This is a genomic window from Arthrobacter parietis (genome assembly GCF_039530425.1).
GTDB classification, from domain to species: Bacteria; Actinomycetota; Actinomycetes; order Actinomycetales; family Micrococcaceae; genus Arthrobacter_D; species Arthrobacter_D parietis.
This window is the reverse complement of sequence record NZ_BAAAON010000001.1, coordinates 484,708-498,761: the sequence shown is the minus strand read 5'-3', so window position 1 is coordinate 498,761 and position 14,054 is coordinate 484,708. Positions and strand designations below refer to the sequence as shown.

Here is a 14,054-nt window from a genome sequence, read left to right as displayed (position 1 = left end):
CTGAGGATATGACCGACGGCGGCTGGCCCGCGCGGGTGCGCCTGTTCGGCTTTTCCTGCTTCTCCTGTTTCGGTGCTGCACTCATGCGCGGGCCTCCTGGTCGTTGTGCTCCAGCTCTTCCAGCTCGCTGTCCAGATCCACGGGTTCCTCGGTCAGGCTCGCAATGACGTAGCGGTAGTGGTCGCTGCGGACCAGCAGTTCGGTGTGGGTACCGACCTCGGAGATGCGTCCGTTCTCCATGAGTGCGACGCGGTCGGCGAGCGCCACTGTGGAGGGGCGGTGGGCCACAATCAGTGTGGTGGTATCCGCGAGGACCTCGCGCAGGCGCTCCTCCACAAGTTCCTCCGTGCGCACATCGAGCGCGGACAGCGGGTCGTCGAGGACCAGCACCCGCGGCTTGGCCGCGATGGCCCGGGCGAGCGCCAGCCGCTGGCGCTGCCCGCCGGAGAGGCTGAGTCCCTCTTCACCGATGAGCGTATCCACGCCCTCGGGAAGCGAATACACGAAGTGCGCCTGCGCAACGTCCAGCGCCTCGGTGAGGATGGCGTCGTCGTCGTCCTGGGCGTCCACACCCATCAGTACGTTTTCGCGGACCGAGTTGGAAAACAGTGTGGTGTCTTCGAATGCCACCGCTACGTGGCGGCGCAGTTCCTCCAGAGAGAACTCGCGGAGATCGATCCCGTCGATGCGGATAGCTCCACCGGTGACATCGTAGAGGCGGGGTACCAGTTGGAGCAGGGTGCTCTTGCCGCAGCCGGTCACTCCCACCAGAGCCATGGTTTCGCCGGCCCTCAGCGTGAGGTTGACTCCGTCTATGACCGAAGTGGATGTGTCCTTCGCATCGGGATAACGGAAGGAGACGTCGTCGAACGTTACTTCGCCGTGCGGATCGGTGAGGGTGCGGGGATCAGGCGGTCCGGTGATGGTGTTCTCAGACTCCATGACCTCGTAGTGGCGGTCGATTGCCGTTTTGGCTGTGAACGTCATGGCGAGCAGCGGGCCGATGAACTCGACGCGCCCCGCCACCACGCCGGCGGTTGCGAAGAACGCGACCAGTCCGCCGATGGTGACGTCACCGTTGACAGCGAGGAGGATGCCGGTGACCAGCGAAGCGCCCAGGGCGAGTTCGGGGAGCAGCGTCACGATCAGTGAGAACGTGGCCAGGCTCTTGGCTTTGTGGATTTCCGTTTCACGCAGTTCCTCGGCCTGGTCACTGAAGGCGTCCAGGGCTTCCCGGCTCCGCCCGAAGGCCTTCAGGACGCGGATACCGTGGACGGACTCCTCGACGGTGGTGGCGAGGTCACCCGCCTGGTCCTGGCTCTTGCGCGAGACCCTGCTGTAGGAGGTCCGGAAGCGGAATCCGTAGATCATCACGGGTACCGCCGCTGTAAGGAAGATCAGGGCCAGGGGCCAGCTCATGAAGAACATGATGGCCACGCCCGCGGTCAGCGTGATTGCGTCCACCACGAGCATGATGGCGCCGAATGCCATCCACCGCCGCATGAGGTTGAGGTCTGACATGGCACGCGACAGCAGTTGGCCGCTGCCCCAACGGTCGTGGAAGGCTACCGCGAGGTTCTGCAGATGACGGTAGAACGACGTGCGCAGGTTGGTTTCTACCGTGGTTGCAGGATTGATGACGAAGAACCGCCGCAGGGCAACGAAGACAGCCTCGAGCACTCCGAGCACCAGGACAATCCCGGATGCGATCCACACGGTGGAACTCGCCTGACCTTCCGCCAGGGCGTCATTGACGAGGACCCGGAAGACCTGCGGGATGGCAAGCACCATGACGCTGGCACCGAGCGCGGCAAAAAGGCCGAGAACCAGTCGCGGAATGATCGGCTTGAGGTGCGGGTACAGGCGCCTGAGAGACTCCCACAGCGTTGTTTGCGTCGGCATGTACTTCTCTCGAAAGTTGAAGATTCGAGGGAGCCGAAATTTTCGTGTCCCCCAGCAACAATCCTATGTCAGACCGTGCGCGACGCGCTCGTCAGGGAACCGTCACCGCGGACCCGTTGCTCAGCGTGACGTGAGCGTCAGTAATACTGCTTCGGGGCGGCAGGCGAAACGGACTGGCGCAAACCGCGAGGTTCCGATTCCCGCTGACACGTTCAGCGGGACTGCCCGGCCGTTGTGCTCCCACTGGGTCAGACCACGGGCACGCCAGGTGGGCAGATCACAATTGCTGACGAGGGCGCCGTACCCGGGAACGCATACCTGTCCGCCATGTGTGTGGCCGGCGAATATCAGGTCTGCTCCGCCGTCGGTGAAGGTGTCGAGGACACGCTGGTACGGGGCATGGGCGACGCCGACACGAAGGTGGGGTGCCTCGCCTGCGGTACTGCTTCCCGCCGGGAAGCCGGCGAACTTGTCCCGTCCCAAATGGGGATCATCAACGCCGCTCAGATCCAGCCGGACGCCGCGAACAGCAACCGACTGCGACCGGTTGGTCAGATCAACCCAGCCAGCGGAGCCGAACCTCGCGAACATCTGCTGCCAGGGAAGTTCCTTCAGCGGCTTGTCTGCCTTGCTTGAGGAGGGACCGGTGAAGTACCTGAACGGATTCTGCAGCCGCGGTGCGTAGTAATCGTTGGAACCGGGAACAAAGACACCCGGGAACTCGAGGAGCGGTTCGAGCGCATCCAGTAGGGGCGCAAGCGCCTTGGGGTGGCTGAGGTTGTCGCCGGTATTGACCACGAGGTCCGGCTTCAGCTCTGCAAGGCCCTGCAACCACTTGGTCTTGGCGGCCTGACGGGGCACCATGTGGATATCCGAGAGGTGCAGGACCTGCAGCGGCCTGCTGCCCTGGGGAAGAATCGCGAGGTTCTCCTTGCGAAGTCCGAAGAGGTTGCGCTCGACGAACGCTGCGTAGCCGAAGGTGGCGACGCCGGCCGCTGCTGTTATGCCCAGCGCTACCGCTGCGCCGTTACGCGAACCCTCTGTGGTTGTCCCCACGATCAGCCGTTACCTCCGCCGTTGCCGTTTCCATTACCGTTGCCGTTCCCATTGTTCCCTGAATTGTCTGGGGGCGTAACGGGCAGGGTGTTACCGCCGGGTGCCGGGGGGAGAATCAGCTGACCGTTGTTGGTTGTGCCGTTGGTTGTCCCGTTGGAATTCGGCTGCTGTGATAACTGGTCCTGCTGTTCCTGGCGGCTGGTATTGATCATGTTCGACGGCGGGTCAGCAAACGGCTCGGGCTGGTAGGAACCTTGGATCTGCTGCATGTAGCGGGCCCAGGACGGCGCAGCGATCAGCGAACCGTCGATCTCCGGGTAAGTCCGTCCGCCAATCTGCATTCCGCTAAGGCTCGTGTTGCCTTCTTTCCAGTTACCGATCCACGAGGCCGTTGCCATGGCGGAGTTGTAACCCATGAACCAGGTCTGCGAGCGGGCGTCATTGGTGCCGGTCTTGCCGGCCATGGGGATGTCGCCGAACTCAAGCAACTGGCCCGAACCGCGCTCTATCACTGCCTGGGTGGCGTAGTTCACTCCGCGCGCGATTTCCTTCGGGATTACCTGCTCACATGATTCCGGCGGAACCGGATAAGTGTCTCCGTTGACCGCAGTCACTTCAACAAGTGCCCGAGGCTCGCATTTGAGGCCTTCGGCGGCAAGGGTGGCATAGGCGGTTGCCATTGACATCGGGGAGACGTCGCTCGAACCACCGATGAGCATCGGGACGTTGACATCGACCGGAAGTGGCTCACCCTCCGAGCTCTTCCCGTTGTGCACGCCCATCTCGAAGGCCATGTCACGGATCTTGCAGAGATCGAGCTGTTCGGCGGTCTCGAAGGTCACCGTGTTGTAGGACTGCGCAAGGCCTTCAAGGACGGTGTAATTACCGTAATTGGTGTCGCCATAGTTCTGCGGCTCGTACTCGTAATTCGGGTCGTCGCTGAGGATCTCGTAGAACCCTCGCGGCAGGCAGCTGGCCTCCCAGCGATCGCCGGCAGGGTAAGCCTTTTTGCTGCCGTCCACCACTGTATTGAGCGACCGGCCGTCTTCCAGCCAGGCGGCCACGACAAACGGCTTGAAGGTCGAGCCCGGCTGGAATCCGCCGAGACCGCCAATGGGCTTGTTCGGATCACCCTTGTAATACGCGTCTACATTGAAGTTCTGAACGGAGTCGCCCGGTGTTTCACCCGGCATGAAGCGCGTGTTCTGAGCCATGACCAGGATGTCTCCGGTGCCCGGCTCAAGGCTCACCATGGAGTGGCCCACGGCGGGATCGGTGGTCTCGCGGTTGGCGGTCTCATTGATGGCCGTCTGCGCAGCTGCCTGTGCGCGCGGATCAAGGGTGGTCTTGATGGTCAAACCGCCGCGGTACAACAGGTTCTCCCGGTCCTCACGGGTTTCGCCGTAGGCAGGATCATTGAGGACCAGGTGCGTCACATAGTCACAGAAGTAGGGTGCCTGCTCGGCGCCTACGCAGCCATTCAAGACCGGCGTGATGTTCAGTCCGAGATCCGAGGCAACGGCGGCGTCATACTCTTCCTGAGTGATTTTTCCGGTCTCCAGCATGCGGCCGATCACCAGATTGCGGCGTTCGAGCGAGCGCTCCGGGTAGAGCTCGGGGCTGTAGAAGGTGGGGCCGTTGACCACGCCGGCAAGCAGCGCAGCCTGCTGGATGTTGAGGTCTTTTGCCTCGACGTTGAAGAAGTACTTGGAGGCGGCCTGGACGCCGTAGGTGTTGCCGGTGAACGGCACGATGTTCAGGTAGCCGGCAAGGATTTCGTCCTTGCTCAGCTCCTTCTCCACGGCGATAGCCAGCTTGGCTTCGCGGAGCTTGTCGCCCAGGGTTTTCTGACCGCTGAAGGTGATGTCGCCGCCGCTCTGCATGCTGGCGTCTATGAGTACGTTGTTGACGTACTGCTGCGTGATGGTGGAAGCGCCGCGGGTGGTGTCGCTGCTGATGTTGCTGATGGCGGCGCTGATGATGCCCTGCAGGTCAACACCGCCGTGGTTGTAGAACTGATCATCTTCAATGGCGATCAGCGCATCCGTCATGTTCTCGGAGACCTGATCCAGCGTCACGGGCTGGCGATTCTCCTCATACAGGGTGGCGATCAGCGAGCCGTCGGAGGCAACGATCTTGGAGGGTTGGGCGAGCGCACCGCGCTCAAGCTCAGCCGGGAGGTTCTCGAAGAACTGGATGGACGCGGAGGCGCCGGTGCCGGCAGCAGCAGCCACGGGCACGAGGAGACCGGCAGCAAGCACCCCACTCAATCCACTGATTCCAAGAAATGCAATGATTTTCCCCAGGGTGGTTGCCGTGTCAAAGAAAGGAGATTTACGAGCAGCCATGTACTCCAGTTTACAAGCACGCGCTACCCTGTGAGTCATGACCAAATGGGAGTACTCCACAATTCCGCTCATCATCCACGCGACCAAACAGATTCTCGACCAGTGGGGTGAGGACGGCTGGGAGCTCGTGCAGGTGGTTCCGGGGCCTGACGGCAACGGTCTGGTTGCATACCTCAAACGGGAGAAAAACGCGTCGTGACCAGCGCCAATGAAGCAGTGTCAGCGGTAGAGAGCAGGCTGAAGGATCTCGGGATCACCCTCCCCGAGGTGGCCGCTCCGGTGGCCGCCTACATTCCCGCAGTAGTCTCCGGCAACTACGTCTACACCTCCGGGCAGCTTCCGTTTATTAATGGTGAACTCCCAGCTACAGGCAAGGTCGGCAGTGATATAGAAGCCGAGCAGGCCAAGGAGTTTGCGGCCGTCTGCGCAGTCAATGCACTCGCGGCTGTGAAGTCCCAGATCGGAGACCTCGACCGCATCAGCCGGATCGTCAAGGTGGTGGGCTTCGTCGCGTCGGATCCCACGTTCACGGGCCAGCCCGGGGTCATCAATGGAGCGTCCGAGCTGCTGGGGCAGGTCTTCGGCGAGGCCGGCGCCCACGCGCGTTCCGCCGTCGGGGTTGCGGTACTACCATTGAATGCGTCGGTAGAAGTCGAGATTATCGCGGAGTTCATCTAGTCACCGTGAACCGTTCAAGCACCAGGCTCTTCCCAGTCCCGGAAGAGCAGCAGGGTGCCGCCCGCAGCTGGATTGATCACGGCGAGCGCACCCCAATGAAGCCGCGTCCGGCGTCGTCGGTCGTGTTGATCCGTGACGCTCCGGTCGGTACCGAGGTGTACCTCTCCTACCGTCGGGGGGAGTCACCGCTTGGCGTGGTGGCCTTCCCCGGCGGCAGCGTGGAGGAGAACGACGACGAACCGGTCACCTGGTTCGGCCCCTCACCTGCCCACTGGGCAGCGGCGCTGGCAACCGACGATCATCATGTTGCGCGGCGATTTGTGATTGCCGCGATCCGCGAACTTTTCGAGGAGACCGGCGTGCTGCTCGCCGGCCCGGACGCATCGAGCCTTGTCGAGGGCACCCGCCACCCGCAGTGGATGGAAGCCCGTGAAGCAATCGCCGCCGGTGACAGGACGTTTGCGGAGATCCTCGCGAAGCGGGGGCTCGGTCTGCGCACCGACCTCATCAAGCCGCTGTCCGCCTGGCTGAGTCCGGATTTTGCCCATCGCCGTTTTGACACGCGGTACTTTGCTGCGGCGCAGCCGGTAAATCAGGAGCCCACCCTGCTGGCGAGCAAGGGCGTATGGGGCCAGTGGCGGTGGTCTGCCGAGGAGATCATGCAGCGCAATACCACCTCCCTCGGCGATGAAGTCAACCAGCCGAACACCGTCGGCCGGGGGCTGAGTGAACTGACTGTGCCCGCGGTTGAACTCATCCTCGAGAAGATCGGCTCCTCGCGCGGCTGCATCGCCTATCTTTCCCACAAGCGGCCGATGAAGGTCTTCTCCCCCCGGCTCGTTGAGGCCGAGGGTGAAACGAAGATCGAGGTCGAGTGCTCAACCGCCACGGAAGGCTCGGAGCAGCGCGGCCGGTAGCCGCCGTCGTCCAGCTTCAATCCGGAACTTTTGCGCACCTACGGTGACTTCCCGGCGTCGGAATCCACGTGATCTGCGCAGAAGTTACCGTCTGTGGATAGTCGGCGCACAGGATTCGGGAATGCGTTGAGATAGAACATGCCCAAACGCGCTCCCTTGCCCGACGAACTGGTTGGACGGTCCTTCACCTTGCGGTCAGCGCTCAGCGCTGACCTGTCGATCAGCCGAACGCGCGCGAAGGATCTGACCACCCCCAGCCGGGAAGTGCGCGTGCCCGTCGGCGCTATCCAACCCGTTTTATCGCGCTGCCGACCCTACGTGGAGTTGCTGCCGGGGAGTTTCGTTTCGCATACGACCGCCGCAGAGATTCACGGGATACACCTACCGCACTGGATTTCCCACGAGCAGGTGCACTTGTCCCGTGGTAGACAGACAGCCGGACCGCGCAGGAAGGGAGTCAAGGGCCATCGCCTCGATATCTCCGAAGGAGACGTTGTTGAGATCGACGGGTTGCCTGTGACGTCGCTCGCCCGAACCTGGCTGGATTTGGCAACGGTGCTACCGCTCGAGGACCTGGTGGTTGCCGGCGACCAGATCATCAGCGAACACACCCGCTCCTTCGGCCCGCCGAGGATCCCAATGGTCCCGAAACGGGACCTGGAGCGGTTCATCGCAACACACGGACGGAGCTGGGGCATACAGAAGGCGCGGTCAGCTTTTGATCGGCTTCGCGTCGGCGTCGACTCGCCACCGGAGAGTCTAGTGCGCCTGATCCTGGAGGACGCAGGGTTGCCGGAATTCTCGGTGAACTGTCCGCTACGGGACGCAAACGGGGTGATCGTTGCCTGGACGGACCTCGGCTGCGAGGCGTTCCGGGTCTGCATCGAATACGACGGCGAGCATCACCTGACGCCCGAACAGCAGGCCAAGGATATGGCCAGAGATGCCAAAGTTGCAGAGGTTGAGTGGGCGCAGGTGAAACTGAACCGCCTTGACCTGCCGGAGGGCGGCTGGCGGGTCGTCGCGAAGGTCAAGAAGCCACTCCTCCGGCAGGGATGGCGCCCGGGATCCCAGGAACTTTTGGGCACCTCTAGTGAGTTCCCAAACCGTAGACCCGCCTGACCTGCGCAAAATTCCAGGAGGGAGGTGCGGCCCCACTTCCAGGAACTTTTGCGCACCTACGGTGACTTCCCGGCGGGCGGAGTCACCTGACCTGCACAAAAGTTCCCAAAGGGGGGCTAGCGGCTGCGCTGACGCAATCGCTGGATGTCCAGGATGACGACTGCGCGCGCCTCCAGGCGCAGCCAGCCACGCTGGACGAACTCGGCCAGGGCTTTGTTCACGGTTTCACGCGAGGCGCCGACAAGCTGCGCGAGTTCTTCCTGGGTCAGTTCGTGAGCTACGAGGATGCCGTCAGTGGCAGGGCGGCCGAAGCGGTCCGCGAGGTCCAGCAGTGCCTTGGCCACGCGGCCCGGTACGTCGGAGAAGACCAGGTCCGCCAGGGATTCGTTGGTGCGGCGCAGCCGGCGGGCCAGGGCCTGCAGCAGCTGGGCGGACACCTCGGGGCGGGTTTCCAGCAGGGCACGAAGATTCTCGTTCTTGAGGCCGGCGAGGCGGGTCTCGGACACAGCCGTGGCCGTGGCGGTGCGGGGGCTGGGATCGAACAGGGCCATTTCGCCGAAGAGCTCACCGGGGCCGAGGATTGCCAGCAGGTTCTCGCGGCCGTCCTGTGCGGTACGGCCAAGCTTGATTTTGCCGGAGACGATGAAGTAGAGCTGGTCGCCCTGGTCGCCTTCCCGGAAGACCGATGCGCCGCGCGACAAGTCCACTTCGGTCAGCTCGTCAGTGAGCGCCGCAAACACCTCGTCGCCCAGTGAAGCGAACAGGGGCGCCCTGCGCAGTACCTCGATATCCATGAAATCTCCTCTGTATGATGCAGAACCAGCCAGTTTCCCGTCTTTTCCCATCTTGCCGTACGCAAGGACGTTGTGACACCTGCTACACGCATGTTCGCCCACGGGGTAGGGGAAATCACTCCAATCCTTCCCGGCGGACTGTCAGCGCGGGACCGTAGAATCAAAGCTCAGCAGGGGAAGTGCAGCGCTTCCTGGAAAGGGAGTGGCGTGTTCGGTTTTACACTCCTGGACATCATCCTGGTGCTGATGCTGATTGGCTACCTCATTGCCGGGCTGAAGAACGGCTTCCTGGTCACCCTCGGCGGCATCATCGGGTTCGCGGCCGGCGCAGTGGCCGCCTTCTTCGCCATACCGCTGGTCAGTGCGTCGGTATCCGAGGACTCCTGGCGGCTCGCCGCGGTGATCGCCACTGCCCTGCTCCTGGTCATCATCGGGCAGGCACTCGGCGCGGGACTGGGACGCGCGCTCAGCAGCAGGGCCGGGTCAGCTCCCGTGCGCGTCATCGACCGCCTTCTGGGAGGGGCCACCAATGTCGTCGTGGCCGCGCTGGTACTTGCCATGCTGGCTTTCAGCATCAGCACCATGGGCGTGCCCTTCCTTTCCCAGTCAATCGCATCGTCGAAGGTGCTCGGCAGTATTGACACCCTGACGCCGTCGCCCGTTCGTGCCTGGATGGCGCAGATCCGCTCCATTGCCGTTGCTGACGGCATACCCACGCTTCTTGAGGGTGTGGCGCCGGCCAGCCCGGCTCCGGTACCGGATGCATCAGTGGACACACCGGCGCTCGCCACCGCATCCCAATCGGTCCTGCGCATCGCCGGAACCGCCTACCAGTGCGGCCAGAACCAAACCGGGTCCGGATTCATCGTCGCGCCGGGTCGGGTAGTGACCAATGCCCATGTGGTGGCAGGGGTAAACCAGCCGGTCGTCGAGGTTCCCGGTGCAGGCGCAGTGCCGGGAAGCGTTGTCTATTTCGATCCGGTGAGGGACATCGCCGTGATCGCTGTGGACGGCCTGGACCGCGCGCCGCTTGCACTCGGGGAGGACCTCGAAACCGGGGACACCGCGGCCTTCGCCGGATACCCAGCGGGCGGGCCGTTCCAGGTTCAGCCGGCAAGCATCCAGAACCGGTCCGACGTCCTTGTCGAGAATATCTACGGTGCTGACCCGACGGCGATCGACGTCTACACGCTCGCCGCAAACGTTCAGCAGGGGAATTCCGGCGGACCGCTCCTGGACATGGAGGGCCGCGTCGCCGGAGTCATCTTTGCGAAATCCACGGCTGATGTGCCAGTGGGGTACGCGCTGACACTGGGGGAGCTCCGTCCCGTCGTCGAACAGGCGGCAGCGCTCAGTGAAACCGTGTCCGCCGGGCAGTGCACCGAACGCTAGGAAGTGCCGGCGCTTAACCAAATCGTGATCGCTTGCTGGCGGGAAATACTGCATGCGCCCGCGCTGGGAGTTAGGCTCGTCACATTAGGCAACACGGCCTGCCCGTGCGCCGCCCGGGCACAGTGACGTGTCCGCCAGGTAACAGATCATCAGGAGCACTTAATGTTCACAAGCACATCGGCGCGGGGGACGCATCCCACAAAGAAGCGCGCTGCCGCCATTACTGCCGGCGCCGCAATCAGCGCTCTGCTGCTCAGCGGCTGCGTCCAGAGCCAGCGTGAAGAGGACGGCGGCGCAGCGGCGGAGGGCGAGGTCGACTCGACTTTCGTCTTCGCGGCCTCGTCCGACCCAGCATCGCTTGACCCCGCCTTCGCGAGCGACGGCGAGTCCTTCCGCGTCAGCCGGCAGATTTTCGAGGGCCTTGTAGGCGTCGAGCCGGGCACGGCAGACCCGGCACCGTTGCTGGCGGAATCATGGGAAACATCCGAGGACGGACTGTCCACCACGTTCGCGCTGAAGGAAGGCGTGACCTTCCACGACGGCACCGAGTTCAACGCCGAAGCCGTCTGCTTCAACTTTGACCGCTGGTACAACTTCACCGGTCTGGCCCAGGCGCCGTCGGTGTCCTACTACTACAACAACCTGTTCCGCGGCTTCGCTGATTCGCCGGACGCTGCGGTGTATGAGTCCTGCGAAGTGAACGGGGACCTCGAGGCCACCGTCACGCTTGCCAAGCCGTTTGCCGGGTTCATCCCCGCTCTGTCCCTGCCGGCATTCGCCATGCAGAGCCCCACCGCGCTGCAGGAGTTCAACGCCGATGACATCGGAGGTTCCTCCGAAGCTCCCCAGCTGAGCGAGTACGCGGAAGGCCACCCGGTGGGAACCGGTCCGTTCAAGTTTGACTCCTGGAACGTCGGCGCAGACCTCACCGTCACCGCCAACGAGGAGTACTGGGGCGAGCAGGGCGACGTCCAGACGGTCATCTTCCGCATCATCGATGACCCGCAGGCACGCACCCAGGCGCTGCAGGCCGGAACCGTCGACGGTTTCGACCTCGTCTCCCCGGCGGACATTCCCGTTCTTGAGGAGGAAGGGTTCATGATCGTTCCGCGCGATCCGTTCACCATCCTCTACCTCGGCATCAACCACGCCGTCGAAGAGCTGAGTGATCCGCTGGTCCGCGAGGCCATCCACCACGCAATCGACAAGCAGGCGTTGATCGACCAGACGCTGCCCGAGGGAACCCAGCTGGCCACCCAGTTCATCCCCGATGTTGTGGACGGCTACAACGAGGACATCACCACGTACGAGTATGATCCTGAGCGCGCCAAGGAACTGCTGGCCGAGGCCGGCTACCCGGACGGCTTCGAGGTCCAGTTCAACTACCCGACTGACGTCTCCCGCCCGTACATGCCTACTCCGGAGCAGGTGTTCACGAACCTCAGCGACCAGCTGAAGGACGTCGGTATCACGGTCACCCCGGCGCCGGATGTCTGGACGCCTGACTACCTCGACCGCATCCAGGGCACCGAGAACCACGGCATCCACCTGCTCGGCTGGACCGGCGACTACAACGACACCGACAACTTCATCGGCGTCTTCTTCGGCCAGGAGAAGCCCGAGTTCGGCTTCGACAATCCGGAACTGTTCAACGCACTCAGCGAGGCTCGCGGCATGACTGACCGCGAGGAGCAGACCGCCACGTACGAGGAGATCAACGAGCAGATCGCCCAGTTCAACCCGGCGATTCCGCTGGCGCACCCGGCGCCGTCCCTGGCGTTCGCTCCGCGGGTAGATTCCTACCCGGCGAGCCCCGTCAATGACGAAGTCTTCAACATGATCGAACTGAACGAGTAACAACTCTGGCGGAGGGACCGGCCCATCGGTCCCTCCGCTTTTGTTTGCTCTCGTCCACTCGATGCCACACTGTTGAAAGGACCTCGTGCTTCGCGTCATTGGTAAACGCCTCGCCCTGCTCGTTCCGACCCTGTTTGGACTTTCGGTCCTGCTTTTTCTCTGGGTTCGAGGCCTGCCGGGCGGGCCTGCAACAGCCCTGCTGGGCGAGCGGGCAACCCCGGAAGCGGTCGCCCGCGTCAACGAACTGTACGGTTTCGACGAACCGATCCTCCTTCAGTACTTCACCTACATGGGTAAACTGCTGCAGGGCGATTTCGGCACCTCGATCATCACGGGCCGTCCCGTACTGGAAGAGTTCGCAACACGCTTCCCGGCCACGCTTGAACTGAGCGTGGTGGCGCTGATCTTCGCGATCGGCGTCGGTATCCCGCTGGGCTATATGGCCGCCCGCCATTACGGCAAGCTTGTCGATCATGGTTCGGTAGTCCTCAGCCTGATCGGCATCACTGTTCCGGTCTTCTTCCTGGCCTTCATCTTCAAGTACCTGTTCGCCATCCAGTGGCCCATCCTGCCGCCGGATGGACGCCAGAATCCGCGCATCAACGCGACGCACGTCACGGATTTCTATGTGCTGGACGGCATCCTGACGGGCGAGTACGACGCCGCGTGGGACGCCTTCCAGCACCTGATCCTTCCGGGGCTCGCACTGGGAACCATCCCGCTGGCCATCATTGTGCGCATCACGCGCGCTTCGGTGCTGGAAGTGCAGAACGCCGATTACGTTCGGACGGCCCGCGCAAAGGGCCTCATGGAAAGAACAATCCGAAGCCGGTTCATCCTGCGTAACGCGATGCTCCCGGTCGTGACGACCATTGGCCTGCAGACCGGCCTGCTCATTTCAGGTGCGGTCCTCACCGAAACGGTGTTCGCCTTCCCCGGCATCGGAAGTTTCCTCCGCGACGCCATCTTTGAACTGGACTATCCGGTGCTGCAGGGCTTCGTCATCTTCATCGCGATCCTGTACGCCCTGATCAACCTCCTGGTTGACGTTTCGTACTCCGTCATCGATCCAAGGGTGCGTGTGCAATGAGCACAGTATTGCCTCCCGCCGCGGGCGGGCCCACTTCTCCGACCACTGATCCGAGCCTCGCCGAGGGCGGCGGCACCGGCCTCTGGAAAGACGCGTTCCGACGGCTGCGCCGAAACCCGCAGGCGATTGCCGGCGCGATCATCATCGGGCTGTTCCTCCTGGTCGCCGCGCTGGCGCCGATCCTTGCACCCTACGGCGGGGAAGCACTGCCCGGGCGCACGGAAATCACCCCGACCAACATCCCCGGACCCGGCGAACTCGCGGAGTACCCGTTGGGCCTCGACCGTTTCGGTGGTGATGTGCTCAGCAAACTGATCTGGGGGGCGCAGGCGTCGCTGCTGATCGGCGTCATTTCGACGGCGATCGGCCTGGCCGGCGGAATGCTGCTCGGGCTGCTTGCCGGTGGATTGGGCGGCTGGGTGGACAGCGTCATCATGCGCTTCGTGGACATTCTGCTGTCCGTCCCGAACCTGCTCCTCGCCGTCAGTATCGCGGCCATTTTGGGACAGGGGCCCTACGCGGTGATGATCGCAATCGGTGCCTCGCAGCTGCCGATCTTCGCGCGCCTGCTGCGTTCATCCATGCTCTCGCAGCGTGGTTCGGACTACATCCTGGCAGCGCAGACGCTCGGCCTGAGCAAGCGCACCATCACCATGAGCCACCTGCTGCCCAACAGCGTGGGGCCGGTGATCGTGCAGGCGACACTGTCCCTTGCGACAGCCGTGATCGACGCCGCTGCCCTGTCCTTCCTGGGGCTCGGCGGCGGGGTTCCGCAGACAGCCGAATGGGGCCGCATGCTGACCTACGCACAGCGGGAGCTGGCCTCGGATCCATACCTGGCGTTCCTGCCCGGCGCGTGTATCGCCATCACTGCGCTCGGATTCACCCTGCTGGGCGA

12 protein-coding genes are annotated in these 14,054 nt (G+C 63.3%); 8 read left to right on the top strand and 4 right to left on the bottom strand.

What is annotated here, in order from left to right:
- Positions 1–81: 81 nt before the first annotated feature.
- The 3 genes from ABFX19_RS02340 to ABFX19_RS02330 form a co-directional block, all read right to left on the bottom strand.
- Positions 82–1,902, bottom strand: a complete 1,821-nt coding sequence (locus tag ABFX19_RS02340) for an ABC transporter ATP-binding protein (RefSeq protein ID WP_277357771.1) — start codon at positions 1,900–1,902, stop codon at positions 82–84.
- A 120-nt stretch (positions 1,903–2,022) separates the two neighbouring features.
- Complete coding sequence (locus ABFX19_RS02335; RefSeq protein WP_346027328.1) at positions 2,023–2,958, bottom strand: metallophosphoesterase; 936 nt, start codon at positions 2,956–2,958, stop codon at positions 2,023–2,025.
- 2 nt (positions 2,959–2,960) lie between these two features.
- Positions 2,961–5,306: a transglycosylase domain-containing protein gene (locus tag ABFX19_RS02330; protein WP_277357769.1), complete on the bottom strand. Its 2,346-nt coding sequence runs from the start codon at positions 5,304–5,306 to the stop codon at positions 2,961–2,963.
- A gap of 37 nt (positions 5,307–5,343) precedes the next feature.
- Here ABFX19_RS02330 and sp36 point away from each other — a divergent pair, with 37 nt between their 5' ends.
- The 4 genes from sp36 to ABFX19_RS02310 all read left to right on the top strand — a co-directional run bounded on the left by sp36 (position 5,344) and on the right by ABFX19_RS02310 (position 8,023).
- A complete protein-coding gene (gene sp36, locus ABFX19_RS02325; RefSeq protein ID WP_157358939.1) occupies positions 5,344–5,505 on the top strand; it encodes a Sp36 family protein in 162 nt (53 codons plus the stop codon).
- Entirely contained in the window at positions 5,502–5,984 is a 483-nt protein-coding gene (locus ABFX19_RS02320; protein WP_277357768.1) for a RidA family protein, read from the top strand. Before sp36 ends, ABFX19_RS02320 begins: the two co-directional genes overlap by 4 nt.
- 5 nt (positions 5,985–5,989) lie before the next feature.
- A complete protein-coding gene (locus ABFX19_RS02315; protein WP_346027327.1) occupies positions 5,990–6,901 on the top strand; it encodes an NUDIX hydrolase in 912 nt (303 codons plus the stop codon).
- Between the two features lie 138 nt (positions 6,902–7,039).
- The gene (locus ABFX19_RS02310) at positions 7,040–8,023 is read left to right on the top strand and encodes a hypothetical protein (protein ID WP_346027326.1); all 984 of its coding nucleotides are present in this window, start codon (positions 7,040–7,042) and stop codon (positions 8,021–8,023) included.
- Positions 8,024–8,139: 116 nt separating this feature from the next.
- Here the strand turns inward: ABFX19_RS02310 and ABFX19_RS02305 are convergent, their stop codons facing one another.
- On the bottom strand, positions 8,140–8,817 hold the full coding sequence (locus tag ABFX19_RS02305) for a Crp/Fnr family transcriptional regulator (protein ID WP_026544229.1): 678 nt from the start codon (positions 8,815–8,817) through the stop codon (positions 8,140–8,142).
- 207 nt (positions 8,818–9,024) lie between these two features.
- On the opposite strand from ABFX19_RS02305, the gene ABFX19_RS02300 reads away from it, so the two are divergent.
- From ABFX19_RS02300 to ABFX19_RS02285, 4 genes are all read left to right on the top strand, one after another.
- The gene (locus ABFX19_RS02300) at positions 9,025–10,209 is read left to right on the top strand and encodes a MarP family serine protease (protein ID WP_346027325.1); all 1,185 of its coding nucleotides are present in this window, start codon (positions 9,025–9,027) and stop codon (positions 10,207–10,209) included.
- 162 nt (positions 10,210–10,371) lie between these two features.
- On the top strand, positions 10,372–12,066 hold the full coding sequence (locus tag ABFX19_RS02295) for an ABC transporter substrate-binding protein (protein WP_277357764.1): 1,695 nt from the start codon (positions 10,372–10,374) through the stop codon (positions 12,064–12,066).
- An 85-nt stretch (positions 12,067–12,151) separates the two neighbouring features.
- Positions 12,152–13,156, top strand: a complete 1,005-nt coding sequence (locus ABFX19_RS02290) for an ABC transporter permease (protein WP_056543435.1) — start codon at positions 12,152–12,154, stop codon at positions 13,154–13,156.
- On the top strand, positions 13,153–14,054 hold a 902-nt coding region (locus tag ABFX19_RS02285), incomplete at its 3' end, for an ABC transporter permease (protein ID WP_346027324.1). The genes ABFX19_RS02290 and ABFX19_RS02285, both read left to right, overlap by 4 nt.